The organism is Novosphingobium mathurense (assembly GCF_900168325.1).
GTDB classification, from domain to species: Bacteria; Pseudomonadota; Alphaproteobacteria; order Sphingomonadales; family Sphingomonadaceae; genus Novosphingobium; species Novosphingobium mathurense.
This window is the reverse complement of sequence record NZ_FVZE01000010.1, coordinates 49,666-74,656: the sequence shown is the minus strand read 5'-3', so window position 1 is coordinate 74,656 and position 24,991 is coordinate 49,666. Positions and strand designations below refer to the sequence as shown.

Annotated in this window: 25 protein-coding genes and 1 tRNA gene; 15 read left to right on the top strand and 11 right to left on the bottom strand. The window is 65.8% G+C overall.

Annotation, left to right across the window (positions count from 1 at the left end):
- Positions 1-9: 9 nt before the first annotated feature.
- On the bottom strand, positions 10-936 hold the full coding sequence (locus B5483_RS20215) for an MBL fold metallo-hydrolase (protein WP_079731734.1): 927 nt from the start codon (positions 934-936) through the stop codon (positions 10-12).
- Positions 937-1,014: 78 nt separating this feature from the next.
- Here B5483_RS20215 and B5483_RS20210 point away from each other — a divergent pair, with 78 nt between their 5' ends.
- Both B5483_RS20210 and B5483_RS20205 read left to right on the top strand, forming a co-directional pair.
- The gene (locus B5483_RS20210) at positions 1,015-1,650 is read left to right on the top strand and encodes a peroxiredoxin (protein ID WP_054946957.1); all 636 of its coding nucleotides are present in this window, start codon (positions 1,015-1,017) and stop codon (positions 1,648-1,650) included.
- Positions 1,650-2,006, top strand: a complete 357-nt coding sequence (locus B5483_RS20205; RefSeq protein WP_054946956.1) for an ArsR/SmtB family transcription factor — start codon at positions 1,650-1,652, stop codon at positions 2,004-2,006. Before B5483_RS20210 ends, B5483_RS20205 begins: the two co-directional genes overlap by 1 nt.
- 134 nt (positions 2,007-2,140) lie before the next feature.
- Here the strand turns inward: B5483_RS20205 and B5483_RS20200 are convergent, their stop codons facing one another.
- From B5483_RS20200 to B5483_RS20185, 4 genes are all read right to left on the bottom strand, one after another.
- Positions 2,141-2,863, bottom strand: a complete 723-nt coding sequence (locus B5483_RS20200) for a M23 family metallopeptidase (RefSeq protein WP_245829432.1) — start codon at positions 2,861-2,863, stop codon at positions 2,141-2,143.
- Between the two features lie 153 nt (positions 2,864-3,016).
- Positions 3,017-3,808, bottom strand: a complete 792-nt coding sequence (locus B5483_RS20195; RefSeq protein ID WP_079731732.1) for a ferritin-like domain-containing protein — start codon at positions 3,806-3,808, stop codon at positions 3,017-3,019.
- A gap of 2 nt (positions 3,809-3,810) precedes the next feature.
- Positions 3,811-4,284 (bottom strand): peroxiredoxin, encoded by a 474-nt coding sequence (locus B5483_RS20190; RefSeq protein WP_079731731.1) that lies wholly within the window; start codon positions 4,282-4,284, stop codon positions 3,811-3,813.
- Positions 4,281-6,992 (bottom strand): bifunctional [glutamine synthetase] adenylyltransferase/[glutamine synthetase]-adenylyl-L-tyrosine phosphorylase, encoded by a 2,712-nt coding sequence (locus B5483_RS20185; protein WP_079731756.1) that lies wholly within the window; start codon positions 6,990-6,992, stop codon positions 4,281-4,283. Before B5483_RS20185 ends, B5483_RS20190 begins: the two co-directional genes overlap by 4 nt.
- Before the next feature lie 57 nt (positions 6,993-7,049).
- On the opposite strand from B5483_RS20185, the gene B5483_RS20180 reads away from it, so the two are divergent.
- The 4 genes from B5483_RS20180 (at position 7,050) to B5483_RS20170 (ending at position 9,373) form a co-directional block, all read left to right on the top strand.
- Positions 7,050-7,355, top strand: coding sequence for a hypothetical protein (locus B5483_RS20180; protein WP_176168142.1), 306 nt, complete (start codon positions 7,050-7,052; stop codon positions 7,353-7,355).
- 149 nt (positions 7,356-7,504) lie between these two features.
- Positions 7,505-8,488 (top strand): agmatine deiminase family protein, encoded by a 984-nt coding sequence (locus tag B5483_RS20175; RefSeq protein ID WP_139384090.1) that lies wholly within the window; start codon positions 7,505-7,507, stop codon positions 8,486-8,488.
- Positions 8,489-8,592: 104 nt separating this feature from the next.
- The gene (locus B5483_RS23715; protein WP_281251258.1) at positions 8,593-8,721 is read left to right on the top strand and encodes a hypothetical protein; all 129 of its coding nucleotides are present in this window, start codon (positions 8,593-8,595) and stop codon (positions 8,719-8,721) included.
- A gap of 157 nt (positions 8,722-8,878) precedes the next feature.
- Positions 8,879-9,373 carry an Hsp20/alpha crystallin family protein gene (locus B5483_RS20170; RefSeq protein WP_054946950.1) on the top strand — a complete coding sequence of 165 codons (495 nt, stop codon included), beginning with the start codon at positions 8,879-8,881 and terminating at the stop codon, positions 9,371-9,373.
- A gap of 13 nt (positions 9,374-9,386) precedes the next feature.
- Here B5483_RS20170 and B5483_RS20165 read toward each other — a convergent pair whose 3' ends face one another.
- Entirely contained in the window at positions 9,387-10,058 is a 672-nt protein-coding gene (locus tag B5483_RS20165; protein WP_079731730.1) for a spermidine synthase, read from the bottom strand.
- Entirely contained in the window at positions 10,055-12,055 is a 2,001-nt protein-coding gene (gene thrS, locus B5483_RS20160) for a threonine--tRNA ligase (RefSeq protein WP_054946948.1), read from the bottom strand. The genes B5483_RS20165 and thrS overlap by 4 nt, the downstream gene beginning before the upstream one ends.
- A 310-nt stretch (positions 12,056-12,365) precedes the next feature.
- Here thrS and B5483_RS20155 point away from each other — a divergent pair, with 310 nt between their 5' ends.
- From B5483_RS20155 to ddmA, 4 genes are all read left to right on the top strand, one after another.
- The gene (locus B5483_RS20155) at positions 12,366-13,112 is read left to right on the top strand and encodes an alpha/beta fold hydrolase (protein WP_079731729.1); all 747 of its coding nucleotides are present in this window, start codon (positions 12,366-12,368) and stop codon (positions 13,110-13,112) included.
- Positions 13,113-13,128: 16 nt separating this feature from the next.
- A complete protein-coding gene (locus B5483_RS20150; RefSeq protein ID WP_079731728.1) occupies positions 13,129-14,004 on the top strand; it encodes a tetratricopeptide repeat protein in 876 nt (291 codons plus the stop codon).
- Positions 14,001-14,993, top strand: a complete 993-nt coding sequence (locus B5483_RS20145; protein WP_079731727.1) for an LLM class flavin-dependent oxidoreductase — start codon at positions 14,001-14,003, stop codon at positions 14,991-14,993. The genes B5483_RS20150 and B5483_RS20145 overlap by 4 nt, the downstream gene beginning before the upstream one ends.
- A gap of 148 nt (positions 14,994-15,141) precedes the next feature.
- Positions 15,142-16,368: a dicamba O-demethylase ferredoxin reductase subunit DdmA gene (gene ddmA / locus B5483_RS20140; RefSeq protein WP_079731726.1), complete on the top strand. Its 1,227-nt coding sequence runs from the start codon at positions 15,142-15,144 to the stop codon at positions 16,366-16,368.
- Positions 16,369-16,416: 48 nt separating this feature from the next.
- Here ddmA and queG read toward each other — a convergent pair whose 3' ends face one another.
- Positions 16,417-17,502, bottom strand: a complete 1,086-nt coding sequence (queG, locus tag B5483_RS20135) for a tRNA epoxyqueuosine(34) reductase QueG (protein WP_079731725.1) — start codon at positions 17,500-17,502, stop codon at positions 16,417-16,419.
- Positions 17,503-17,577: 75 nt separating this feature from the next.
- On the opposite strand from queG, the gene B5483_RS20130 reads away from it, so the two are divergent.
- The 3 genes from B5483_RS20130 (at position 17,578) to msrB (ending at position 20,442) form a co-directional block, all read left to right on the top strand.
- Positions 17,578-18,588: an ABC transporter ATP-binding protein gene (locus B5483_RS20130; RefSeq protein ID WP_079731724.1), complete on the top strand. Its 1,011-nt coding sequence runs from the start codon at positions 17,578-17,580 to the stop codon at positions 18,586-18,588.
- Positions 18,585-19,841, top strand: a complete 1,257-nt coding sequence (locus tag B5483_RS20125) for an ABC transporter permease (RefSeq protein ID WP_054946941.1) — start codon at positions 18,585-18,587, stop codon at positions 19,839-19,841. The genes B5483_RS20130 and B5483_RS20125 overlap by 4 nt, the downstream gene beginning before the upstream one ends.
- Positions 19,842-19,950: 109 nt before the next feature.
- Entirely contained in the window at positions 19,951-20,442 is a 492-nt protein-coding gene (gene msrB / locus B5483_RS20120) for a peptide-methionine (R)-S-oxide reductase MsrB (protein ID WP_054946940.1), read from the top strand.
- A 19-nt stretch (positions 20,443-20,461) separates the two neighbouring features.
- Here the strand turns inward: msrB and B5483_RS20115 are convergent, their stop codons facing one another.
- Positions 20,462-21,091 carry a PilZ domain-containing protein gene (locus B5483_RS20115; protein ID WP_054946939.1) on the bottom strand — a complete coding sequence of 210 codons (630 nt, stop codon included), beginning with the start codon at positions 21,089-21,091 and terminating at the stop codon, positions 20,462-20,464.
- A 148-nt stretch (positions 21,092-21,239) separates the two neighbouring features.
- Positions 21,240-21,324, bottom strand: a tRNA-Leu gene (locus B5483_RS20110).
- A gap of 219 nt (positions 21,325-21,543) precedes the next feature.
- Here B5483_RS20110 and B5483_RS20105 point away from each other — a divergent pair.
- Positions 21,544-22,605 (top strand): protein kinase family protein, encoded by a 1,062-nt coding sequence (locus tag B5483_RS20105; RefSeq protein ID WP_079731723.1) that lies wholly within the window; start codon positions 21,544-21,546, stop codon positions 22,603-22,605.
- Between the two features lie 127 nt (positions 22,606-22,732).
- On the opposite strand, the gene B5483_RS20100 is transcribed toward B5483_RS20105, so the two are convergent.
- Positions 22,733-23,014 carry an integration host factor subunit beta gene (locus tag B5483_RS20100; RefSeq protein WP_013831643.1) on the bottom strand — a complete coding sequence of 94 codons (282 nt, stop codon included), beginning with the start codon at positions 23,012-23,014 and terminating at the stop codon, positions 22,733-22,735.
- 258 nt (positions 23,015-23,272) lie between these two features.
- Here B5483_RS20100 and B5483_RS20095 point away from each other — a divergent pair, with 258 nt between their 5' ends.
- Complete coding sequence (locus B5483_RS20095) at positions 23,273-24,928, top strand: peptide MFS transporter (protein WP_054946937.1); 1,656 nt, start codon at positions 23,273-23,275, stop codon at positions 24,926-24,928.
- The last annotated feature ends 63 nt before the right edge of the window (positions 24,929-24,991 follow it).

Genomic DNA, 24,991 nt, shown 5'->3' with positions numbered 1-24,991 from the left:
CCTGGGCCCTCAGATCGCGTTGATTGGGATCTTGATGTAGCTGACCCCGTTGCTTTCTGGCTGCGGGAAGTGGCCGCCGCGAATGTTCACCTGCACCGAGGGCAGGATCAGGTTCGGCACCGCCAGGGTGCTGTCGCGGCTGGTTCGCATCTCGACGAATTCCTCTTCACTCACGCCGTCGTGCACGTGGACGTTGCCGCCGCGTTGTTCTTCGACGGTGGTTTCCCAGGCGAAGGTGTCGCGGCCCGGCGCCTTGTAGTCGTGGCACATGAACAGCCGCGTTTCGCGCGGGAGACTGAGCAGGCGACGGATCGAGCGGTAGAGCTGGCGCGCATCGCCGCCCGGGAAGTCGGCGCGGGCGGTGCCGTAGTCGGGCATGAACAGGGTATCGCCCACGAAAGCGGCATCGCCCACGACATAGGCCATGTCAGCAGGGGTATGACCCGGCACGTGCAGGGCGATGGCCGGGATCGAGCCGATCATGAAGGTCTCTCCGTCGGCGAAGAGGTGATCGAACTGCGAGCCGTCACGGGCAAATTCGGTGCCTGCATTGAACAGCTTTCCGAAGACGTCCTGCACCCGCTGGATCTCGCGACCGATCGCAAGCTTCCCGCCCAGTTTCTCCTGCAGGTAGGGCGCGGCGGAAAGGTGGTCGGCGTGGGCGTGGGTCTCGATAAGCCATGTCACTTTAAGATTTTCAGAAGTGATATGGGCGATGATGCGGTCCGCAGAAGCGGTCGAGGTGCGGCCGGCAGCCGCCTCGTAGTCCAGCACGGAGTCGATGACCGCAGCCTCCCGAGTGGCGGGGTCGGCGACCACGTAGCTCACCGTAAACGTGGCTTCGTCGAAGAAGGCGGTGATGGCGGGGCGCAGGACCGGGTCGGCTCCCGCGGCTTCGATCTGCGCAGTGGCTTTGGACAGGATGGCGTCAGACATTGCGATTCTCCGATTTTCAGTTTATGTAATTATGTAATTCAGTTGCGTCAAGCGGACAATCGCGATAGTGAGCAGCCCATGGAAGAAGAGACCCGTCCGCACTGTTGTCCGCTGCGTATCGGCGACACGGTACCCAACTTCACCGCGCGCACCACCGCGGGACCCGTTGCGATGAAGGACTTCGCAGGGCGATGGCTGGTGTTCTTCTCCCATCCGGCGGATTTCACCCCGGTATGCACATCGGAATTTGTGGCTTTTGCGCGGGCGGCGGATCGTTTCGCGGCGATGGACTGCGCGCTCATGGCGCTGTCGGTCGACAGTTTGTACGCCCACTTCGCGTGGGTGCGCGCGATTCGCGATCGTCACGGCGTGGAAGTGCGCTTCCCGATCGTCGAAGATCCGACTCTCGTGATCGGTCGGGCTTACGGCATGGTGGCGCAGGACGCGCACGATGCCGGTGCCGTGCGCACCGTCTTCGTCATCGATCCCGAGCAGGTCGTGCGTGCAATGATCTGCTATCCGGTGGAAATCGGCCGGTCGGTGGAAGAAATCCTGCGCATCGTCGCCGCTCTCCAGGCCGCCGATCGCGAACAGGCGCTCCCGCCCGAGGGGTGGATGCCGGGCCAGCCGCTCCTTGCGCAGCCTGAACCCACGCTCGATTCGGTCCTTGCCGCCGACGATCCGATGGGCTGGTTCTTGCAGGAGCGGAAGTGATGGCCGGCGAGCCGCCCATCGATCTGCTCAAGGCGATTGCCCATCCCTTGCGCTACGCCATCCTCGCTGCAGTGGCGGAAGGCGAGCGCAATGTCGGCGAAATCGAGGCGATGACCGGGATTGGGCAGCCGACTCTTTCCCAGCAGTTGTCCGTTCTCAGGCAAGCCGGGCTGGTGACCTCGCGGCGCGAGGCCAAGCTGGTGTTCTATGGCTTGGAGCAGGGTGCGATGGCGCAGGCGCGCGACAGTCTGTCGGCCCTGGTCGGGGATGATGAGGCAATGCCGGTGGCAGCGCGTCCGCTGGAAGGGCCGATACGGCGGCGCGGCGGCGCGGCGGTGTTCGCACGGCTGGGCTGATCCGCCCTTGTCCGGGGAGCGGCACTCCAGAATCAGAAAAGGCGACCTGGCGGCCGCCTTCTCCTCCTCTCCAAACCTTTAAGCGCTACCCAGCTTCACATCGCTGCGGACGGTAAGCTGCGGAACGTTCTGTCTCAGCCGCCCTTGGCGTCGTTCTCGGCCGCGGCGGCAGCCATGCGGTCGCCCTGCATGTAGGGGACCGGGTTGACGGCGATGCCATCGACGCGAACTTCATAGTGCAGGTGCGGGCCGGTCGAGTTGCCGGTCGAGCCGACGTAACCGATTATGTCACCCTTGTGGACGACCTGGCCATCGGCGACGTTCAGGCGCGACATGTGGCCGTAGCGGGTCTGCAGGTCACCGCCGTGTTCGATCGAGACGAACAGGCCGTAGCCGCCGAAAGTGGAAGCGCGGCTGACCACGCCATCGGCCGAAGCATGGATGGGCGTGCCGGTCGGCGCGGCGAGATCGACGCCCTTGTGCGAGCGGCGACCGCCGAGGATCGGGTGCTCGCGCATGCCGAAGCTGCTGGTCATGGTGTCGTGGTCGAGCGGATTGCGCGACGGGATCGACACCGAAGCGATGCTGGCGCTGCTGCCGAGGGTCGGCTTGGCCTTGGAAACGGCGAGGCCGGTTTCCTCGTAATTCTGCCAGGAGCTGAAGAGCTGGCGGAACTGTTCGTCCTCGCCGCCGCTGACCGACTGGCTTGCCGACTGCGACGTACGGAGCGGGGCGGAGATGTCGGCTGCAGCTGCACTGCTGTTGGCCATCGCGGGATGCGCCGCGACGAGAAAACCGCCTGCAACCAGGACACCGGTCACTGCGCGGAACTTGGCGAAAGACTTCGTTACGACCACTCGCAATACCTTTTTGTCCGCCGGCATCCATATTTGGACGCGACGCTTTTCTTGTCTGACGCAGGCCACGAAATCGGCCCGGTCAAAGTTTACCTGGAGATGGTCGGAACCCCCCGCCGTCTCGCGAGTTGCAGTTATGCTTACCGTTCAGTCTCAGGCAACCCCTGCGTAGAGATCGCGCGATAAACCGGCTGCGAGACGCGCCGAGTCGTTGAACGGAGGTTTCAACAGGCCTCGAAAGTGGCGGGAAACCAACGATTTCCACAATTCGTTTACCGGTTCATTTAACGTTTCGGCGACGTCGACGAAGTGCTTTGAACCGAAACCGACATGGCGAATCTCGTCGTCAAGGATGCGACTCAGGATCTTTGCGCCGGTCTCGTCTCCGGCATTGCGGACGCGTTCCAGCGTCGCCGGCGTCACGTCCAGCCCGCGCGCTTCGAGAACCATCGGCACCACTGCGAGCCGTGCGGCGACGTCGTGACGCGTCTCGTAGGCGGCATCCCACAGGCCGTTGTGGGCGGGCAGGGCGCCATAGTGACTGCCCAGCGTGTGGAGGTGCCTTTCGATGAGCGCATAGTGCATCGCCTCGTCGGCGGCGACGGACAGGAAGTCGCTGATGAACTGCTCGCCCATCTCCCCGCCGAATCTTCCGACGATGTCGAGCGCGAGATCGATGGCGACGAATTCGATGTGGGCGAGCGAGTGCCACAAGGCGATTCGCCCGCGTTCCGACCCGCCCTTGCCGCGTTTGGGCATGCGGTTGGGCGGCAGCAGTTCGGGCGCATCCGGGCGACCCGGTACGTCGGGCATGGGCACGTCGAAGGCAAAGGAAAGGCGGCCAAGGCGCCACTCGCGCGCAACCTTGCGCGCGGCCATGGCCTTGGTGCGCGGATCGCGCTCAAGCAGGGCCGCGCGGATCGCGCACGCGATCGATTGGGTCATCCCTACAGCGCCTTTGCGGCCTCCAGCACGGCCTCGACGTGGCCCTTGACCTTTACCTTGTCCCAGACCCTGGCGATCTTGCCATCCGGGCCGACGAGGTAGGTCGTGCGGACCATGCCCATATAGGTGCGCCCGTAGTTCTGCTTCTCGGTCCAGATGCCGAGTGCGTCGGAAAGGCCGTTTTCCTCGGCATCGGTCGCCAGTGGGGCCTTGAGGTCGTGCTTGGCGATGAAGTTCTGGTGCTTCTTGGCCGAGTCCTTGCTCACGCCCAGCAGGGCGACGCCTGCCTTGTCGAATTCGGGCTTGGCCGCCGAGAACTCGATGTTCTCGGTCGTGCAGCCCGGGGTGTTGTCCTTGGGATAGAAGAACACGACAAGCTTCTGGCCTGCGAAATCGGAGGCTTTCAAGCTGCCGCCATCCGGGGTTTCCATGGCGATGTTGGGAAAGGCGTCGCCGACGCCGGGGCGGGTGCTCATCTGTCAGTCTCCAGTGTTTCGCCAAAGGCGGCCTGCCAGCCCTGCGCGACTTGCGTCCGTGCCTGGCCGAGCGCCGTCTCGAGTTCGTCCCAGGCCCCATAGCCGCAAGCGCGCACAAGTGCCATGCATGCCGCCTCGACCGGAACCAGTGAATCCGGCGCCAGCAGGCGGGCAGCCACGAGGAAGCGGGTGAGGACGTCGTGCGCCGCGATCAGGTCTGCGGACAGCAGCCCTGCGTCAGCCAGTTGCACGATGGCCTCGCGCAAATCGGAAACCAGCCCCTTGCCCTCACGCAGCTGGATGAAATGGACGAGAAACTCGAGGTCCACGAGCCCCCCGCGTGACAGCTTGACGTCGAGCGGGCCCTTGCCTGGTTTGTGCTGGGCCATCGTTTCGCGCATTTCCAGCACGTCGCTGCGCAGCTTTTCCGGGTCGCGCGGTCGGGTCAGCACTTCATGGACGAGCGCGTCGATCTCGCTGCGCCCTTTCGCCGAGCCGAACAGCGCCCGTGCACGGCACAGGGCCATGTGCTCCCAGGTCCATGCCTGTTCTTTCTGATAGCGTGCGAAGCTGTCGAGGCTGGCTGCCAGCGGGCCTTGCGCGCCGGATGGGCGCAGCCGCGTGTCGACTTCGTAGAGCGCGCCTTCGGCTGTCGGCACCGAGAGCGCGGCGATCACCCGCTGGCAAAGGCGATTGTAGTACCGCGTCGCCCCAAGCGGCCGCTCTCCGTCCGACTCCTGCGAGAAGTCGCCATTGAACAGGAATACGAGATCGAGGTCGGAGGCGTAGGTCAGGGCGCCGCCGCCCATCCGGCCGAGACCGAGGACGAGCAGTTCGCTGTCCGGCACCTTGCCGTGGGTCTGTTCGAATTCCTCGATGGCAGAGCGGGTCAGCACATGGATGGCCGCTTCGGCGATCCGGGCAAGGCCATGGCCGATCGCAAGCGGGTCGTTCACCCCTTCGATCAACTGGACGCCCAAGGCAAAGCGCTTCTCGCCCACCTTGCGCCGCACGGTGTCGAGAATCCGCTCGTAGTCGTCGTCCGATTCGAAGCGGGAGAACTGCGCGATCAGCGTTTCGACGTCCCCCGGAAGTTCGAAGGCGCTGGAATCGATCAGCGGGTCGAGCAGGTCGGCTCGGCGCGCCAGCGCATCGGCCAGCGGCGGGGCCAGCGAGAGGATGCGGGCGAGCCGCTGCAGCAGCGCAGGCCGCGCTTCAAGCAGGCGGAACAGGTTGATCGCGGTCGGCAGGTTGTTGAGCAGTTGCTCCCAGCGCAGCAGGGCGCGTTCGGGTTCGGGCGCGGCGGCCAGCGCGGCGAGCAGGTCTTCCTGGATCGCCTCGAAGGCCGTGCGCGCGGCATCGCTGCGCAGGGCGCGCATCCGGCCCGACTGCCACCCGGCGATCCGCTCGACGAGCCCTGCCGGGTCGGCAAAGCCCATCGCCTCAAGTCGCTCGACGAAGCTACGCTGTTCCGGCACGGCGACGCTGGTCGTGGTGCCTTCGGGCGTATTCGCCATGATCAGCCTGTCGTAGCGTTCGCCGACGGTTTCGGTGATCTGCGTGAGCTCCGCGATGAGCGCCTGCCCGTCGGGAAGTCTATCGAGCCGGGCCACTTCGTCGAGCGCTTCCGGTTTGATCGGCAGGCTGTGGGTCTGCTGGTCGAGCACCATCTGCAGGCGGTGTTCGACGGTGCGCAGCCGATCGTAGCTTTCGCCGAGCAGGCGCGCTTCTTCAGCAGGGATCAGCCCTGTATCGGCCAGCGCATTCAGCGTTTCGCGGGTGCCGCGCAGGCGCAATTGCGGGTTGCGTCCGCCGTGGATCATCTGGTGGGTCTGGGCGTAGAACTCCACTTCGCGAATGCCGCCCCGGCCCTTCTTGAGGTCGAACCCGGGCCCGACCACCGGTCCGCCGCGGGTATTGGCGCGGATCTGCGAGGTGAGGCGGCCGATTTCGGCGATGGCTCCGAAGTCGAGGCTCTTGCGCCACACAAAAGGCCGGATCGCGGCAAGGAAGGTTTCTCCGGCAGCGATGTCGCCGGCACAGGCGCGGGCCCGGATGAAGGCGGCGCGCTCCCAGGCCAGCGCGGAAGATTCGTAATGCGTCAGCGCGGCATCGATGGAGATCGCCAGCGGGCTCACTTCCGAGGCCGGGCGAAGGCGCAGGTCGACGCGGAAGACGTAGCCGTCCTGCGTCACTTTCGCGAGCGTCTCGACCACCGCGCGGGCGACGCGCTGCGCCGCCTCGCCCGGTTCATCGCGTTCGCGCCGGGGCAGGAGTTCGGGATCGAACAGGAGGATCGGATCGATGTCCGAGCTGTAATTGAGTTCGCCCGCGCCATGCTTGCCCAGCGCCAGCGCGAGGAAGCCGGCCGGCTGCGCATCGGGCGCGCGGCGGCGGATGCCTTCCGCGATTGCCGCATCGAGCGCCCGGTCGGCAAAGGCGGACAACTCGCCCGTCACCTGCAGCAGCGGAAAGGCTCCGGCAAGATCGCCGATGGCCAGCGCGAGGGCGAGCGCCTGTTTCTCGCGGCGCAGCGCAACGCCGACATCGGCGATGCCGTCACCGGCTGCCTTGGCCCAGGCCAGCGCACCCGTGCCGTCTCCGGAGGCGAGTATTTCTGTCAGTTCCGGCAAGCGGTCCAGCGCCCCGGACAAGTAGGGGGCATGCGCGCGGGCGCGGTCGATTGCTCCGGTCCAGTCGACTGTCATGGCCCATCCCTGCCTGCTGCCCGCGCCGAGGGCAAGTGGGGCGTGGTCGTTTGGCGCATGGCAAAGCGCCGCGCTTGTGAAACGCATGCCGGTCTGGCACGTGTTCGCCATCCCCCCATGCACCCAGAGGTCGCAATCTTGAAGCAGAGAGCCTTTATTCTCGCCGCGCTGGCGCTCAGCGCCTGCAGCACGCCCTATGCCGGCCCGGACATGCCCAAGGGCACGGCGCTGCCGCCGCCGGAAGAGACGATCGAGGCGGACAGTCCGCAGGTTTCGGTCGATACGAAGAAGGCGACGGTGAAGTCGCTCGCCTCTGATGAATTCGAAGGTCGCGCCCCCGGCGACGAATATTTGGACAGCTGAAACCGGAACGGGATTGTCGAGGACGTCGCCCTCCATTACGCGCTCGGCCTCGACTTCGCCGCTGGCGACTGATGATCCAACTGGCGCAAGGACAGTGAGTTTCTGCGTCATCCGTGACGAATTATGTGCCCCTGAAGGAGGCTGCTGACTTGACGTTCCAATTGCCGCCGGAGTGGCATCCCCAGGACTGGATCTGGATCGGCTTTCCCCATGACCCGGTCGAATGGCCGGGCTTCCTGGGCGCCGCGCAGGAGCAGATGGCCCGCTTCGCCAGTGCCGTGGCCGATTCCGGTCAGGAAGTGCGCCTGATCGTGCGGGACGAGGCCAATGCGGCCCGCGCGGCGGCGCTCTGCTCTGCGAACGTGAAGCTGGAGATGCGGCGCTACGGCGACGTGTGGCTGCGCGATACCGGGCCACTGGTGGTCATGGACGAGGCGGGCGAGCGCAAGGCGATGCGCTTCGGCTTCAACGGCTGGGGCGGCAAGTACCTGATGGACGGCGACCAGGAAATCGGCGCGGAACTGGCGCGCGATGCCGGGCTGCCGGTCGAGACGGCGGACTGGATCCTCGAGGGCGGCGCGCTCGACGGGGATGGCACCGGCCTTGTCGCCACGACCGAGCAGTGCCTGCTCAATCCCAACCGCAATCCGTCGCTGACCCGCAACGACCTCGAAACCCGGCTCCAGCGGGACCTCGGCTACGACCGCGTGCTGTGGCTGGGCGAGGGGCTGATCAACGACCATACCGACGGCCATGTCGACAACCTCGCGCGCTTCGTCGCGCCCGGCCTGCTGGCCCTGCCGCGCGCGACCGGTGCGGACGATCCCAACGCGCATATCTATGCCGATGCCAGGGCCCGGGCCGAGGCCATGGGCATAACAGTACGCGAAGTGCCCTCGCCGGGCCGGGTCGAAACCGACGGGCGGATCGAACCGGCCAGCTACATGAACTTTGCCATAACCTCGAAGCTGGTGGTGGTGCCGATCTACGGAACCGAGCACGACGACGACGGCATCGATGCGATCGCGCAGCTTTTCCCCGATAGGGATACCGTGGGCATCCTTGCCGATGCCGTGCTGGCAGGCGGCGGCTCGTTCCACTGCTCCAGCCAGCAGATGCCTTCGCGGCCCTGACACTGCGGCCCGGTCTTCATTCCCCATCGCCGGCCGTGCGCCGCGATGGGGGCATGCCTGGACTTTAACGAATTGGTAAGAGTCTGCAGCGCACTCTGCGCAGCATGGCTCACGTCATTGCCCTTGCCCAATCCGTCCAGCGCACCAACCGCGCACCGGAAGTGCTGCGCGCGGCAATCGTGGCCGGCTGCGCCCTAGCGCTGATCCTCGCCAAGGCGCCGCTTCCCTTCTGATCCGCTCCGGACAATTCCGCGATGAAGGCAGGTCCTGCCTGTCGCCGCGTGTCCTGTCCTGCGCTTCCGGGATCGATTCCCGCGCGCCATTGACCGGCGTCAATGCATGTCGCGCGAATCCGTGCGAGCCATCGCCTCGGATACAAGGAGAGAGGCAATGGCTGAATTTCGTTCCCTCATTCCATTCGGGCGCAGTGCGCTGGGCCGGGGTGGCTACGATCCGTTTTCGGGCTTTCGTCAGGAGATCGACCGCTTGCTCGAGGACTTCGGGCAGGGCATCCCCTCGACGTTCGGCAATGGCAAGTCGGGCTTTCTCGTGCCCAAGGTCGATGTCGCGGAGACCGAGGCCGGGCTGGAGTTGACTGCCGAATTGCCGGGCTTCGACGAGAAGGACGTCTCGCTCGACATCGAGGACGGCGTCATGACCATCCGGGCCGAACACAAGGACGAGCGCGAGGAAAAGGACGAGAAGAAGCACTATCATCTCGTCGAGCGCACCCAGGGCACGTTCCTGCGCCGCCTTGCGCTGCCGTTCGAGGCCGATGCCGACAAGGCGACGGCGCATCTCGACAAGGGCCTGCTGAAGGTTTCGGTGCCGCGGCTGGCCACGGCCGAGAAGAAGCCGAAGTCGATCCCGGTCGGGAAGAAGTAGGCTGCCGGGCCGCTCAGGCGGCCCTGGCGAACCAGATCACGTGCTTGGCGCCCTTGCCGTTGCTGCGTGCGGCGACCTTGACTTCGTCGACGTCGAAGCGGGCTTTCTGCAGGCGGCGCGTAAAGGCAGGGTCGGGGCCGGCCGACCAGATCGCGAGGACCCCGCAGGGCGCAAGCGCGGCCTTGGCCGCGCGCAGGCCGGAGGAGGTGTAGATCACGTCGTTGTCCGCGCGCACGAGGCCGTCGGGGCCATTGTCGACGTCGAGCAGGATCGCGTCGTATTCGCCTTCCGATCCGGCGATGATCGGCGCGACGTCGGCCTGCACGAGGTTCACGCGCGGGTCGTCGAGGCAGCCTGCGGCGACTTCGGCCATCGGGCCGCGCGCCCATTCGATGATTTCGGGCACGAGTTCGACCACGGTCACGCGTCCGTCTGCGGGCAGCAGCTTGAGCGCGGCGCGCAGGGTGAAGCCCATGCCATAGCCACCGATCAGCAGATGCGGCTGCCTGACGGCGCCGATGCGCTCGATCGCCTGCACCGCCAGCGCTTCTTCAGAGCCCCACTTGCGCGTGCTCATCAGCTCGTTGTGGCCGAGGACGATCATGAAATCGCGGTCGTGCCGATAGAGCTCGAGCAGTTCGCCGCCCGGGACTTGCGCCGTGCCGAGGAGTTCGCGCTGGATCAAGGGCGCAGGTCCGGTGCGGTCGCATCGCCCTTGAGCATGGCTATGGCGTCGTCGAGGCTCATCACCTTCTGGTGCTCTGCGCCCAGCGTACGCACGGCGACGGTCTGCTCTTCCGCCTCGCGCTTGCCCACGACCAGCAGGTGCGGGACCTTCTTGAGCGAGTGTTCGCGCACCTTGTAGTTGATCTTCTCGTTGCGCAGGTCGGTCTCGACGCGCACGCCCGCGGCCTTGAGCCTCTCGGTGACTTCGCGGGCATAGTCGTCGGCGTCCGAGACGATCGTTGCCACGACCGCCTGCACCGGCGCGAGCCAGACCGGCAGCTTGCCGGCGAAGTGCTCGATGAGGATGCCGATGAAGCGCTCGTAGGAGCCGAAGATCGCGCGGTGCAGCATGACCGGGCGGTGCTTCTCGCCGTCTTCGGCGATGTAGCTCGCGTCAAGGCGTTCGGGCAGCACGCGGTCCGACTGGATCGTGCCGACCTGCCAGGTGCGCCCGATCGCGTCGGTGAGGTGCCATTCCAGCTTGGGCGCGTAGAAGGCGCCTTCGCCGGGCAGTTCCTCCCAGCCGTATTCCTCGGTCGCAAGGCCTGCGCGCACGACTGCGTCGCGCAGTTCGGCCTCGGCCTTGTCCCACATCTCTTCGCTGCCGAAGCGCTTTTCGGGGCGCAGGGCGAGCTTGATCGAGTAGGTGAAGCCGAAGTCCTTGTAGATCCGGTCCGCCAGTTCGCAGAAGGCCTGCACTTCGGCGACGATCTGGTCTTCACGGCAGAAGATATGGGCGTCGTCCTGGGTGAACTGGCGCACGCGCATCAGTCCGTGCAGCGCGCCGTGCGGCTCGTTGCGGTGGCAGCAGCCGTTCTCGTAGATGCGCAGCGGCAGGTCGCGGTAGGACTTGATCCCCTGGCGGAAGATCAGGACGTGCGCCGGGCAGTTCATCGGCTTCAGGGCCATCCAGTCCGCATCGTTGGACACGAGCGGGCCCTCGTCCGCGACGTTGGGAACCTCGTCGGGGATGACGAACATGTTCTCGCGGTACTTGCCCCAGTGGCCGGACTGCTCCCACTGGCGGGCGTCCATCACCTGCGGAGTCTTGACCTCCTTGTAGCCGGCACCGTCGATGGCGCGGCGCATGTAGGCTTCCAGCTCGCGCCAGATCACATAGCCCTTGGGGTGCCAGAACACCGAACCGTGCGCTTCGGCCTGGAGGTGGAACAGGTCCATCTCGCCGCCCAGCTTGCGGTGGTCGCGCTTGGCGGCTTCCTCGAGCCGGGTCAGGTGGGCATTGAGCTGCTTCTTGTTGAGCCAGCCGGTGCCGTAGATGCGGGTCAGCTGCGCGTTCTTCTGGTCGCCGCGCCAGTAGGCCCCGGCAACGCGCATCAGCTTGAAGGCCTGCGGGTCGAGCTTGCCGGTCGAGGGCAGGTGCGGGCCGCGGCACATGTCGAGCCAGTCGTCGCCCGACCAGTAGACGGTCAGGTCCTCGCCCTCGGGCAGTTCGGCCGCCCATTGCGCCTTGAAGGTCTCGCCCTCGGCGGTCCACTTGTCGATCAGCTGCTGGCGGCTCCAGACTTCACGGCGCAGCGGCTTGTCGGCCTTGATGATCTCGCGCATCTTTTCTTCGATGGCGGGAAGGTCGTCCATGCCGAACGGCTCGCGCGAGGCCGGGGCCATCACGTCGTAGTAGAAGCCGTCGTCGGTTGCCGGACCGAACGTGATCTGGGTGCCGGGCCACAGCGCCTGCACCGCCTCGGCCAGCACGTGCGCAAAGTCGTGGCGGGCGAGTTCGAGCGCCTCTTCCTCGTCGCGGCCGGTCACCAGCGCCAGCGCGGCATCGCCGGTGAACGGGCGGGTCAGGTCGACCAGCTCACCGTCGACCCTCGCGGCAATCGCGGCCTTGGCGAGGCCGGGGCCGATCGCGGCGGCGACGTCGCCGGGGGTTGACCCCTGCGGCATTTCGCGCACGGTACCATCGGGAAGGCTGATCTTGAACATCTCGGACATCGATCTCGTCTTTCGTTCCTGAGCCGCAGCGCCATGGCACATGGTCGCGCGCGGCGGAAGGTCCGGCGTCAGGTAAATTCGTTTCGGATCCGGGAAGTGACGCCTGCCGCCCGGACCCCCGGGCACGGTGGCTCGCGTCTTCAGGCCGCGACCAACCGTGCCCGGGCCAGCCGGGTTGTCGTGGTGGTCGTAGTGGTAGTGAGCTGCGTCATCGCCGGGGCGTCTAGCAGGTCGCGCCGGGGGAGTCACGCGTCTGAAGTCCGAAGGTTACGCCTTGCCCTCGTGCGCCATGGACCCCACCTTTCGGGGCATGACCGAAACCTGCTTCCACGAGATGCCCGACGGGCGACGGATCGCCTATCGACTCACCCTGGGTGAAGGACCGATGATGGTGTTCCTGCCCGGCTACATGTCCGACATGGCCGGCAGCAAGGCGGCCGCGGTGTTCGACTGGGCGCATCGCCATGGCCGCGCCTGCCTGCTGCTGGACTATTCCGGTTGCGGCGAAAGCCCGGGTGACTTTGCCGACGGCACCCTGCTGCGCTGGAAGGACGAGGTGGTTGCGCTGATCGAGGCGCTGTGTCCGGGGCAGGTGGTGCTGATCGGTTCGTCGATGGGCGGCTGGCTCATGCTGCTGGTGGCGCTGGCCCTGCCCGAGGGGCGCTGTGCCGGGCTGGTCGGCATCGCTGCTGCGCCCGATTTTACCGAGTGGGGTACCAGCGAAGCGAACAAGGCACGGCTTGCTGCGGGCGAAGCGGTCTTCGAAGACAATCCCTACGGCCCAGAGCCGACGCCCACCCATCCCGGGTTCTGGCAGAACGGGCAGGCCAATCTCCTGCTCGGCCACGAAATCGCGATCGATGCGCCCGTGCGCCTGCTGCATGGCCAGCAGGACGCCGATGTCCCCTGGGAAATCGCGCTCAAACTCGCCAAGGCGCTGCGTTCAGCCGACGTGCAGGTCCAGCTGATCAAGGACGGCGATCACCGCCTCTCGCGCGAGAACGACATTGCGTTGCTCCTGCGCACGCTGGATGCACTCGTGAGCGGGGCGGCCTGACCGGAGACCTGTCCCGATGATGCTGCCCGTTTCGCTGATCCTTGCCCCCTTCATGCTGGCGCAAGTCGGTCCCACTGCCGGCTACGGCGCCTCGCCTGCCTCTCAGCTTCCACTCGAGATCATCGAGAAGAAGCAGGACGAGGCGCGCAAGCGTGCCGTGCAGGAAATGCCCCGGCCGACAGCGCCGCGCGGCGCCGGTTGCATGGCCGCGGCCGAGGCCAGTCCCGAGCGCACGGTGCAGGTCGCGCGCGACGCGCTCAATCAGGCGGTCGGGCGCGAGAAGGTCAGGGCCGGGCTCTGCCTCGGCGTGGCGCTCAGCGATCTCGACCGCTGGGGCGAGGCGCAGCAGGCCTTCGTCAATGCCCGCGACGCGACCGAGGCGGACGATCACCAGACCCGCGCCCGCCTCGGCGCCATGGCGGGCAATGCCGCGCTGGCGCAAGGCGACGCCGCGCAGGCGCTCATGCTGCTGGGCCCCGCGGCGAGCGAGGCGAAACTGGCCGAGGACAACGCGCTCACCGCTTCGATCGCGCTCGACCGCGCCCGCGCCCTCGTTGCCGTCGACCGGCCCGACGAGGCGGCCGACGCCCTGACCCGGGCGCGCGAAGCCGAGCCCGACAATGCCCAGGCCTGGCTGCTATCGGCCACGCTTTCGCGGCGGCAGAACAAGCTGATCGAGGCGCAGACCCAGATCGAGCAGGCCGCCGGGCTGGCCCCGCGCGATGCCGAAATCGGGCTCGAGGCCGGCGTGATCGCCGCGCTTTCGGGCAACGACGGCGCCGCGCGCCGCAGCTTCAACTCCGTCCTTGCGCTGGCCCCCGGCAGCGACCTGGCCACCAGGGCGCAAGGCTATCTCGACCAGCTCGGCCCCGAAGGAGCCAGGACCCCATGATTCCCCTTTCCGTCCTCGATCTCGTCACCGTGCGCGAAGGCAGCACCGTTGCCCAGTCGCTGGCGATCAGCGCCGACTATGCCCGGGCCGCCGAAGCGACGGGCTACAAGCGTTTCTGGGTGGCCGAGCATCACGGGATGGACGGGATCGCCGGAGGCGCGACTTCGGTGGTGCTGGCCCACATCGGCCAGGCGACCTCGAAGATCCGGATCGGTGCGGGCGGGATCATGTTGCCCAATCACACGCCTTTCGTGATCGCCGAACAGTTCGGTACGCTTGCCGCGCTGTTCCCGGGCCGCGTCGACCTCGGTCTCGGCCGCGCACCGGGCGCGGACGGGCGCCTCGGCAATGCCCTGCGCAAGAACATCATGGCCGCGGCCGAGCAGTTCCCGCAGGACGTGGTCGAACTGCGGGCGCGTTTTGCCGGACAGGCGGTGGGCGGCGTCACCGCGCCGCAGGCCGACGGGGCCGACGTGGAGATGTGGATCCTCGGATCGAGCCTGTTCGGTGCCCAGCTCGCCGCCATGCTCGGCCTGCCCTATGCCTTCGCATCGCACTTCGCGCCTGCGCAGCTCGACGATGCCGCCCGCGTCTATCGCGAACGGTTCCAGCCTTCCGAAGTGCTCGACAAGCCGCATTTCATGGCGGCGATCAACGTGATCGCGGCCGACAGCGACGAGGAGGCCGCCTATCTCGCCTCGTCGACCGACCAGAGCTTCGTCGCCTTGCGCACCGGCAATCCGGGACGTCTCAAGCCGCCCGTTCGCGATTATCGCGCCAGCCTGCCGGGATCGGCGCTGGCCATGCTCGAGCAGGTCCGCTCGGTCAGCGCGATCGGCACGCCGCAGAAAGTGCGCGAAGGCATCGAGGCCTTTATCGCGCGCACCGGGGCGGACGAACTGATCGTGTCGGGCGCCACTTTCGATCCGCAGGCGCAATGCCGGTCGCTGGCCCTGACGATGGAAGCGATGGAACGGGTCACGGGTTGAGGGGATGGCTGCGCTTGGGTTGATGATTGCGTAACCCCAAGGCGGGAAAGGATCTTTCGCTGCTGGGGTGAAATCGGCAAGTATCTAGGCATTGACCCCGCCAGGGAAATTCCTCAAGCGAACGGCGAGTCAGGGAAACAGGAATACCATGAGCAAGGCAGACGTCGTAATCGTGGGAGCCGGGCATGGCGGCGCACAGTGCGCGATCGCCCTTCGCCAGAACGGCTTCGAAGGAACCATCACCGTCATCGGTCGTGAGCCGGAATATCCCTATGAGCGTCCGCCGCTCTCGAAGGAATATTTCGCGCGCGAGAAGACCTTCGACCGCCTCTACATCCGTCCGCCGACGTTCTGGGCCGAGAAGAACATCGAGTTCAAGCTTGGCACCGAAGTCACCAAGGTCGATCCCAAGGCGCACGAACTGACGCTCTCCAACGGCGAGAGCTACGGTTATGGCAAGCTCGTCTGGGCCACCGGCGGCGATCCGCGTCGCCTTTCTTGCCAGGGGGCCGACCTCACCGGCATCCACGCCGTGCGCACCCGCGAGGACTGCGACACGCTGATGGCCGAAGTCGATGCGGGCACGAAGAACATCGTCGTCATCGGCGGCGGCTACATCGGTCTGGAAGCCGCTGCGGTGCTGTCCAAGATGGGCCTCAAGGTCACCCTGCTCGAAGCGCTTCCGCGCGTGCTGGCGCGCGTTGCGGGTGAAGACCTCTCGACCTTCTACCAGAAGGAACATGTCGATCACGGCGTCGACCTGCGCACCGAAGTCATGGTCGACAGCCTCGTCGGCGAAAACGGCAAGGTCACCGGCGTGCAGCTTGCCGGCGGCGAAGTGATCCCGGCCGAAGGCGTCATCGTCGGCATCGGCATCGTGCCTGCCGTCGGTCCGCTGATCGCGGCCGGCGCGGCCGGCGCCAACGGCGTCGACGTGGACGAGTACTGCCGCACCTCGCTGCCCGACATCTATGCGATCGGCGACTGTGCGGCTTTCGCCTGCGACTACGCCGGCGGCAACGTGATGCGCGTGGAATCGGTCCAGAACGCCAACGACATGGGCACCTGCGTGGCCAAGGCGATCTGCGGCGACGAGAAGCCCTACAAGGCGTTCCCGTGGTTCTGGTCCAACCAGTACGACCTCAAGCTGCAGACCGCCGGCATCAACCTGGGCTTCGACAAGACCGTGATCCGCGGCAATCCGGAGGAGCGCAGCTTCTCGGTCGTCTATCTCAAGGACGGCCGCGTCGTCGCGCTGGACTGCGTGAACATGGTCAAGGATTACGTGCAGGGCCGCAAGCTGGTCGAAGCCGGGGCCACCCCCGACCTCGAAGCGCTGGCCGATGCCGGCAAGCCGCTCAAGGAACTGCTCTAGGAATACCGGTCTCCCTTTCCCCGCGATTGCGGGGCAGGGGGCAAGCTGTCAAACGACGCCCTGAAGCTTGTCTGCGGCCCATTGTGCCGCGTCGGCTACGGCAGGGTCCGGATCGTCCAGCAAAGGCCCGACCTGTTCCAGCAGGTCGGGCCTTTGGCTGTTTCCGGCTGCGTAGAGGCAATTGCGGACGAACCGGTCGCGGCCGATGCGCTTGATCGGCGAGCCTGAGAAGAGCTTGCGAAAGCCTGCATCGTCGAGGGTGAGCAGGTCCGCCAGCGGCGGCGCGGTCAGTTCGCCGCGCGGCAGGAAAGTGCGGTGGACATGCGCGACTTGCGCGAACTTGTTCCAGGGGCATACCGCCAGGCAGTCGTCGCAGCCGTAGATCCGATTGCCCAGCGCCTCCCGGAATTCGAGCGGGATCTCGCCTTTGTGCTCGATCGTCAGGTAGCTGATGCAGCGCCGCGCATCGAGCCGGTAGGGCGCGGGAAAGGCCTGCGTAGGGCAGGCGTCCTGACAGGCGCTGCACGATCCGCAGCGGTCGCGGCCCGGGGATGAGGGGGCAAGGTCCAGCGTCGTGTAGATCTCGCCGAGGAACAGCCAGGAGCCGTGCTCGCGGCTGACCATGTTGGTGTGCTTGCCCTGCCAGCCCAGTCCGGCGGCGGCGCCCAGCGGCTTTTCCATGACCGGCGCGGTATCGGTGAACACTTTCACGCCGACCGAGCCGTCTTCGCCGCCAAGCCCGCGTTTCTCGCCCTCCGAGACGATCCAGCGCGCAAGGTGCTTGAGCGCCTTCTTCACCGTGTCGTGGTAGTCGGCCCCTTGTGCATAGACCGATATGCGCGCAATTTCAGGACGATCCGCATGCGCCAGCGGGTCGGCAGCGGGAGCATAGCTCATACCCAAGGCAATCACGCTGCGCGCTTGCGGCCAGAGCTCCTGCGGCGAGCGCCGGTGGTGGGCCCGTTCCTTCATCCACGCCATCGAGCCGTGCATGCCTTCGTCTAGCCACGTCTCCAGCCGCTGCGCGCGCACCGGGTCTTCGCTTGCCGAAGCGACGCCGAAGGCGCAGAACCCGAGCGATCGGGCCTGGGCCAGCAGGTCCTCAATGAATGTGTCCGGCGCGACGTCGACCAATGCGGAGTTAACCAAGCTTGCGGATGTTCCCGTTTATGGCTCTCCCTCGACGGTATCTACCGCAGGAGAGCGCGCATGAATGTCGCACTAGGAGATTGGCGAGTGGCGGGCAATGACCAGGCTGCCTGTGCCGATGGGCCTGACTTCGGGCCGCTCGCCATCGAGGCGCGGGGACTGGTCAAGCGCTTCGACGGGGTAACGGCCGTCGACGGCGTCGATCTCACCGTGCCGCGCGGCGCGGTCTACGGGATTCTCGGTCCGAACGGTGCCGGCAAGACGACGACGCTGCGCATGCTGCTGGGCATCATCGATCCCGACCAGGGCTATCGCCGTATTCTGGGCGCGGATCGTCCGCATGACGTTGCCCATGCCATCGGCTACCTGCCCGAGGAGCGCGGTCTCTATCCCGCGATGAAGGCGGTGGATGCAATCGCCTTCGTCGGCGCCTTGCGCGGCTTGCCGCTGAAGGAGGGCCGCCGGCGCGGGCGCGAACTGCTCGAACAGCATGGTCTGGGCTATGCCGCCGACCGGCAGATCCGGCAGCTTTCCAAGGGCATGGCGCAGCAGGTGCAGATCCTCGGCACGCTCGTCCACAAGCCGCGGCTGGTGATCTTCGACGAACCGTTTTCCGGGCTCGATGCCCTCAACCAGGGCAAGCTCGAGAGCATGATGCGCGGTCTTGCGCAGGACGGGACGACGGTGATCTTCTCCACCCATGTCATCGCCCATGCAGAGCGACTGTGCGACGAAGTGGCGATCATCGCCGGGGGCAAGGTGCCTTTCGCCGGGCCGGTCGACGTCGCGCGTGATCGCATTCCCGCGCAGGTCCGGCTGGAGACGCGCGCGCAGGACGGGGCGTGGCGCGGGGCACTGCCTGCCGATGCGCGCCATGAAGGCAGCTTCTGGTTCTTCTCGCTGCCCGATACCGGGATCGAGCCGCTGCTGCGCGCCCTGATCGAAGGGGAAGCGGGCATTCACTCTCTTTCGATCGAGCGGGCGGGCCTGCACGATGCCTTCGTGGCGATTGCCGGCGAGGCTGCGGCGCGGGCGCTGGAACAGGAAAAGCCGGAGGAACTGAACCGATGACCCGCCCCCGCGGCAGACTGTCGATCGCCCGCGCCGCATGGGTCGTTGCCCGGCGCGATTTCGTGGCGATCCTGATGAGCCGGACCTTCTTCTTCTTCCTGCTGGGGCCATTGTTCCCGCTGGTCGTCGGCGGACTGGCCGGCAGCGTCGGTCAGCGCGTGCAGCAGACGGCGGACAATCCCCATGTCGCCATCGTCATGCAGGGCGACGATGCAGAGGCGATGCGGGCGGCCCGGGATCGGCTGGCGGCCAATATCGGCGGCCTTCTGCCCGATTTCCTGATCCTGCGGCGACTGGAGCCGGGCGAGCGGTTCGATCCGCGCGCCATCGTCGACGGTGGCAGGGCCAATGTCGCGGCGGTGCTTTCGGGGACGCCGCAGGCGCCGGTTCTCACCGGCCCGGAAGACCAGATCGAACGCTGGCGCGGCCCGGTGGCGCTCATCGCTTCGGAAGCGCTGGCGCCGCGCGAACGGGCGCTGCCCGAAGTGCGGCTGGACCGAACCGTGACGAGCAACGCCAATGAGCGCAAGGGCCAGCTCAGGACCGCGCAATCCGCGCAGATGCTGCTGTTCCTGTTGACGATGATGCTGGCGGGCATGGTCCTGTCCAACCTCGTCGAGGAAAAGGGCAACAAGATCATCGAGGTTCTTGCCGCGGCGATTCCGATGGAAGCGGTGTTCTTCGGCAAGCTTTTCGCGATGCTCGGCGTGTCCTTCGTCGGCATCTCCGTCTGGGGCGCGGTCGGGGCGGCGCTCTATGTCGCGGCGGGATCGGCGGTGCCGCAATTGCCCGATCCGGCGGTCGGCTGGCCGATGCTCCTGGCGCTTGGCGTCGTCTATTTCGCCATGGCCTACCTGCTGCTCGGCTCGGTCTTCCTCGCGATCGGTTCGATGGCCACGACGGTGCGCGAGGTCCAGACCCTGTCGATGCCGGTCACGATGCTGCAGCTTCTGGTCTTCTTCTTCGCCAGCTTTGCGATGACCCAGCCCGGTTCGTTCATGGAGATCGCCGCAGTGTTCTTCCCGTTCAGTTCGCCTTTCGCGATGCTGGCGCGTGCCGCGCAGGACCCGGCGCTGTCGCCGCACCTGTTCGCGGTCATCTGGCAGGTGATCTGGGTCGGTCTGCTGGTACGCTTCGGTTCGGCGCTGTTCAGGCGCAGGGTGATGAAATCGGGGCCGGGTTCATCGGCCGGGCGCGGCGGGCTCACGGCGTTGCTGCGCCGGGCTTCGGGAAAGGCGGCGCAAGGCGCCTGAGCGCGGGCCATTAAGGCTAGGTATTGAATTCGCGAGGTATGTTCCGATCTCGTGACAGTCTGCGCATAGCCCGCAGGCGCCCTGCCGTGCCCGTAACAGGAGAACCCGGATGCCTCTTGCCACCTCGCGCCGCGAATTGCTTGCCTGGCTGGGAATAGGGGCGGCCCTGCCGGTGCTGACCGCGTGCGGCAGCGGCGAGGCCGAAGCGAAGACCTATCCTGTCAGCTACAGCGAGGCGGAATGGCGCAAGCGCCTGACGCGCGAGCAATTCCAGATCCTTCGCGAAGCGGGCACCGAGCGACCCTATTCCTCACCGCTCAACAAGGAGCACCGCAAGGGTATTTTCGTCTGCGCGGCGGACGGTAACCCGCTGTTCTCCTCAGCGACGAAATTCGACAGCGGGACCGGCTGGCCCAGCTTCTGGAAGCCGTTGTCCGGCGCGGTGGGGACCTCGACCGACTACAAGCTCGGTTATCCGCGCACCGAAGTGCATTGCGCCAAGTGCGGTGGGCACCTGGGCCATGTTTTCGACGATGGACCCAAGCCGACCGGCAAGCGCTATTGCATGAACGGGGCGGCGATGAAGTTCCGGCCCGCGTGATTACGCCTGTCTTGCCGGCTCAGGCCGTGCCCGGACCCTGCAACTGCATGCGGTAGACGCGCTGGGCCAGTTCTTCCATGCTCATGAGCTGCCGGAAGACCAGGCCATAGGCCGGGTGCTTGCGCCAGCATACGGTGGCTTCGAATTCGGGAAGATGATCCCCGCCGATCCGGATCGTCTGGCCGATCGCCAGATGCTGCGACGTTTCGATGCGCGCGCCCTGGCGCGACAGGTCGCAGACCGTTGCGGAAGCCGTCGTACCGGCGAAGGACAGGGTGACTCCGTGGTTGACCCTGATCCGGACCGGCCGCTTGGGGAACGGACCCGCTTCGGCGATGAAACGCATGATATCGACCGAATCGAGGAACCGGACACCGGCTTCGCCGTCCTTTTCCCAGACCTTCTCGATCCCGAACTGTTCGCCGGTCGCGATTTCGAGCGCCAATGGCTCGTCGTTGACGACCGGATGGAAGATCTTCAGCTTCGCGCCGCTTTCGGAAACGTCCCTGACGATGCAGAGAAATTCGCCACTGGGGCCGACAAGCTTGGCGCTGCGCAGCATGAGCGCAAAGCGCGGCTGAATGCGCTTTTCGTTGTGGTCGTCGATTTGACCTGCCTCGGGCTCGGACAGAATTCCCGGGTATTTCATTGCGAGCGTACCCCCCATGGTACTCGCGCTCTGGCGACACCTGTTGCTACGATCTGCATTGCCGAAGACAACTGCAGTACGGTTTTATCACCTTTGCATGGTTTCGATCCGGTAAACACCCGGATCAGCGCAGGTCCGGGGTGTTTTTTGGTGCGGACGGCGGGACTCGAACCCGCACTGGGATACCCAAGCGGATTTTAAGTCCGCAGCGTCTACCATTCCGCCACGTCCGCACGTCGCAGGAAAACGGCTCCTAGCTGGCTGCGTGCCGCTGCGCAATCCGCATACAGTGCCCGGGCGCGCGGTGTTGCATCTGCAGGGCTATTGCCCGAAGTCCTATGGTTAAATCCGGCTTAAGGTCCAAACTTAAAGAAATATCAATGCGCTGGCCGCAGTCCTGCGGCAACCCCCCGCCCTCTCGTCGACCTGCCGTAACGAAAGGATGGAACTGCATGACTGGACTGCTCACGCGCCGTGGACTCATCGGGACAGCCGCCGCCGGAATAGTGCTGAGGCCATCGCTGATCTGGGCGCAGAGTGCCTACCAGACGATCATCGACGGGCGCACGTTCCGGGGCACGCGTTCGCCCGGCGGGTCGGGTACCGATGGCGGCACGGCGATCAAGGCCGAGAGCAACACCCTTATTCGCAACTGCTATTTTCTCGACCTGGGCAATGGCGCGATCCGCTTTTTCCATACGACGACCGAGACTGTCGCCATCGAGGACTGCCAGGTCGCCAACATGTACCGCTTCATCGAGAACTGGTCCTGGAACCATCCCGATGTGCCCGCGCCGGTCAGCGACTTTACCGTCCGGCGCGTCAATGCCGCCCGGCTGGCGCGCAACTTCATGCGGGTCCGCTATGGCTCGACGCGCGGGCTGATCGAGGATGTCGTGGCGCGGGGCAATGGCGAATGCGCGAACTATTGCGTCGGTTTCGCGCTCGACGATGAGGCGCACGACATCGTCTATCGCCGTGTCGAGGCGCACGATTTCTGCGAAACCCAGCGTCCGTCCGACCAGTACTGGAATGGTGACGGCTTCTCCGACGAGCGCGGGAACAGCAAGATTCGCTACTATTCCTGTGTGGCAACCGGATCGAGCGACGGGGGCTTCGACACCAAGTCGCAGGACGTCTACATGGAAAACTGCCTTTCGAGCGGGAACAAGCTCAACTACCGGCTCTGGAATACCGGCACGCTCAAGAACTGCCGCAGCGAAAATCCGGTCAAGCGCGGCGGCACCGGCTGGATCGGGCATTTTTCGTTCTTCGGAGGAAGCGGTCCGAACTACGTGCTCGACAGTCCGGTGGTTCGCGCCGATGCCACCAACAAGGCGCCGGTTCTTTACTTCCAGTCGAGCGTGCCGGCGACGGTCACCATCTACAATGCCGATATCGATGCCCCGGGCGCGGCGCTGATTCAGGTAGACAAGGGGCGGCCGGCGCCCACCATCAAGTGGGTTCCCGAACGCAGCCAGCAGAAAATCCGCGTCGCGCGCGATTATGCGTAAGAGTTGGTCCCGGCGCGGGCCAGGTCAGGGCATGAGCGGGGAATCTGGCAAAGGGACGCATGCGGGCGCTTCGACGGGCTCGGCCTGCGGGGGATGACAGGCTCGTCGAAGTTTGCCCGCGCGCGGCTTAGCTGACGTTCAGCTTGGCGCGCATTTCCTTGCCGGGCTTGAAATAGGGCACCTTCTTCTCGGGAACTTCCACGGTTTCCCCGGTGCGCGGGTTGCGGCCCTTGCGGCTGTCGCGGTGGCGGGTGGAGAAGGCGCCGAAGCCGCGCAGTTCGACGCGGCCACCATCGGCGAGGCGCTGGGCGATCTCGTCGAAGAAGGTATCGAGCGCACGCTCGACGTCTTCGGTTCGCAGCTCAGGGTTGTCCTTCGCCAGGGCCTGCAGCAGTTCCGATCTGATCATTTCAACGTCCCCCCAAAAAAATCTTCATGGCTTGGGCGAATCACAAAATTTCGTGAACTTTGCCGATTGCGAAAAGAGAAAATGCCATTCCACGGCTTTATGCGCAATGGCTTAGCAGTAATCCCTTAGAATGCACCCTTAAGCACAGGGTGGGGGGGGCCGCGCTGCGGGCCCCCCCCATTTACACCCTCGTTTTGTCCGCTACCTTGCCCCCCTTCATACCTTCTCTGCCGTCAAGGAAAGGCCACAAGAGGTCGCATGAAGGACATAACAAACTGGAACGAGGGTGACTGGATCGCGGCAATCGCTGCGCTTGCCCTGTTCGCTACGCTCGCCATCGGCGGCCTCATCGCCACCCGCAAGAGCGAGGAATTCGTCGGCCACCCCCGGGGCCTGTTCGTGCTGTTCTATGCCGAGATGTGGGAGCGCTTCTCCTACTACGGCATGCGCGCGCTGCTGATCCTTTACCTGACGAAGTTCTGGCTGTTCAACGACGGCGACGCCTCGCTGATCTACGGGGGCTATACCAGCCTCGTCTACATTACCCCGGTGCTGGGTGGCTACCTTGCCGACCGCTGGCTGGGCCAGCGCAAGGCGGTGCTGTTCGGCGGCGTCGTGCTGGCGCTCGGCCACCTGTTCATGGCCTGGGAAGGCATGCAGGGCGTGGCCGATCCGGCCGTCAAGCAGGCGGATCCGGCGATCAACGTGTTCTGGCTGGCGCTCTCGCTGATCATCGTCGGCTCTGGCTTCCTCAAGGCCAATATCTCGGTGATTGTCGGCCAGCTCTACAAGATGACCGATGCCCGCCGCGATTCGGCCTACACGATCTTCTACATGGGCGTGAACGTCGGTGCGGCGCTCGGCACGATCCTCGTCGGTTACCTGGGCGAAACGATCGGCTGGTCCTGGGGCTTCGGCCTCGCCGGCATCGGCATGGTGCTGGGCCTGATCATCTTCGTCGTCGGCAAACCGGCACTGCTGGGGCAGGGCGAGCCGCCCAGGCCGCTGCAGAAGAACAACGAGTTCAAGCTCTACGGCACCGGCATTGCCGCGGTCGCGGTGATCTGGTTCCTGATCCAGTACGTGGACGTGATCCAGAACCTGCTGATCATCACTGGCGTCGCGATGCTCGCCTACACGCTCTACGAAGCCTTCAAGCTTCCCAAGGAGCCGCGTGAACGCATCTTCGCGATCCTCTTCCTGATCGCGCTCAACCCCGTGTTCTGGGGCCTGTTCGAGCAGGCGGGCGGTTCGCTCAGCCTCTACACCGACAAGTACGTCGATCGTGGCGGCGTCCCGACCAGCCTGTTCCAGTCGATCAACCCGATCTACATCGTGCTCTTCGCGCCGCTCTTTGCCGGTCTCTGGCAGATCCTCGCCAAGCGCGGGCTGGAGCCTTCGGCGCCGGCCAAGTTCGGCCTTGCGCTGGTCCAGGTCGGCCTTGGCTTCCTCGTCTTCGTCTGGGGCGCGGGCACCGGCGATCCGGCGGTGATGACCTCGGTCGTCTTCGTCTTCCTGATCTACCTGCTGCACACCACCGGTGAGCTGTGTCTCTCGCCCGTAGGCCTCTCGGCCATGACGCGGCTGGCCCCGGCGCATCTGGGCAGCTTCATCATGGGCGCTTGGTTCTACATGACCGCGGTCGGCAACTTCGTCGCCGGCAAGATCGGCGAAGCGACCGGCGGTGAAAGCGGCGAGATGTCGAAGGACCTCACGCTGGCAATCTACAGCAAGATCGGCTGGGTCACGATCGGCATTGCCGTCGTCGTCCTGCTGCTCTCGCCGATCGTCAAGCGCTGGATGCATCTCGATTCGCTCGAAGATCGCGATCACGACGATGGCCTGATGGGTCAGGGCGAAGTCGGGCTCGAGGCGCAGGAAGCCGGGATGCACCCGGAAAACCGGCCGACCTGAACGACGCAAATGCGACGGCCCGGGTGGAAACGCCCGGGCCGCTCTTTTTGGTGAACAGGGGTT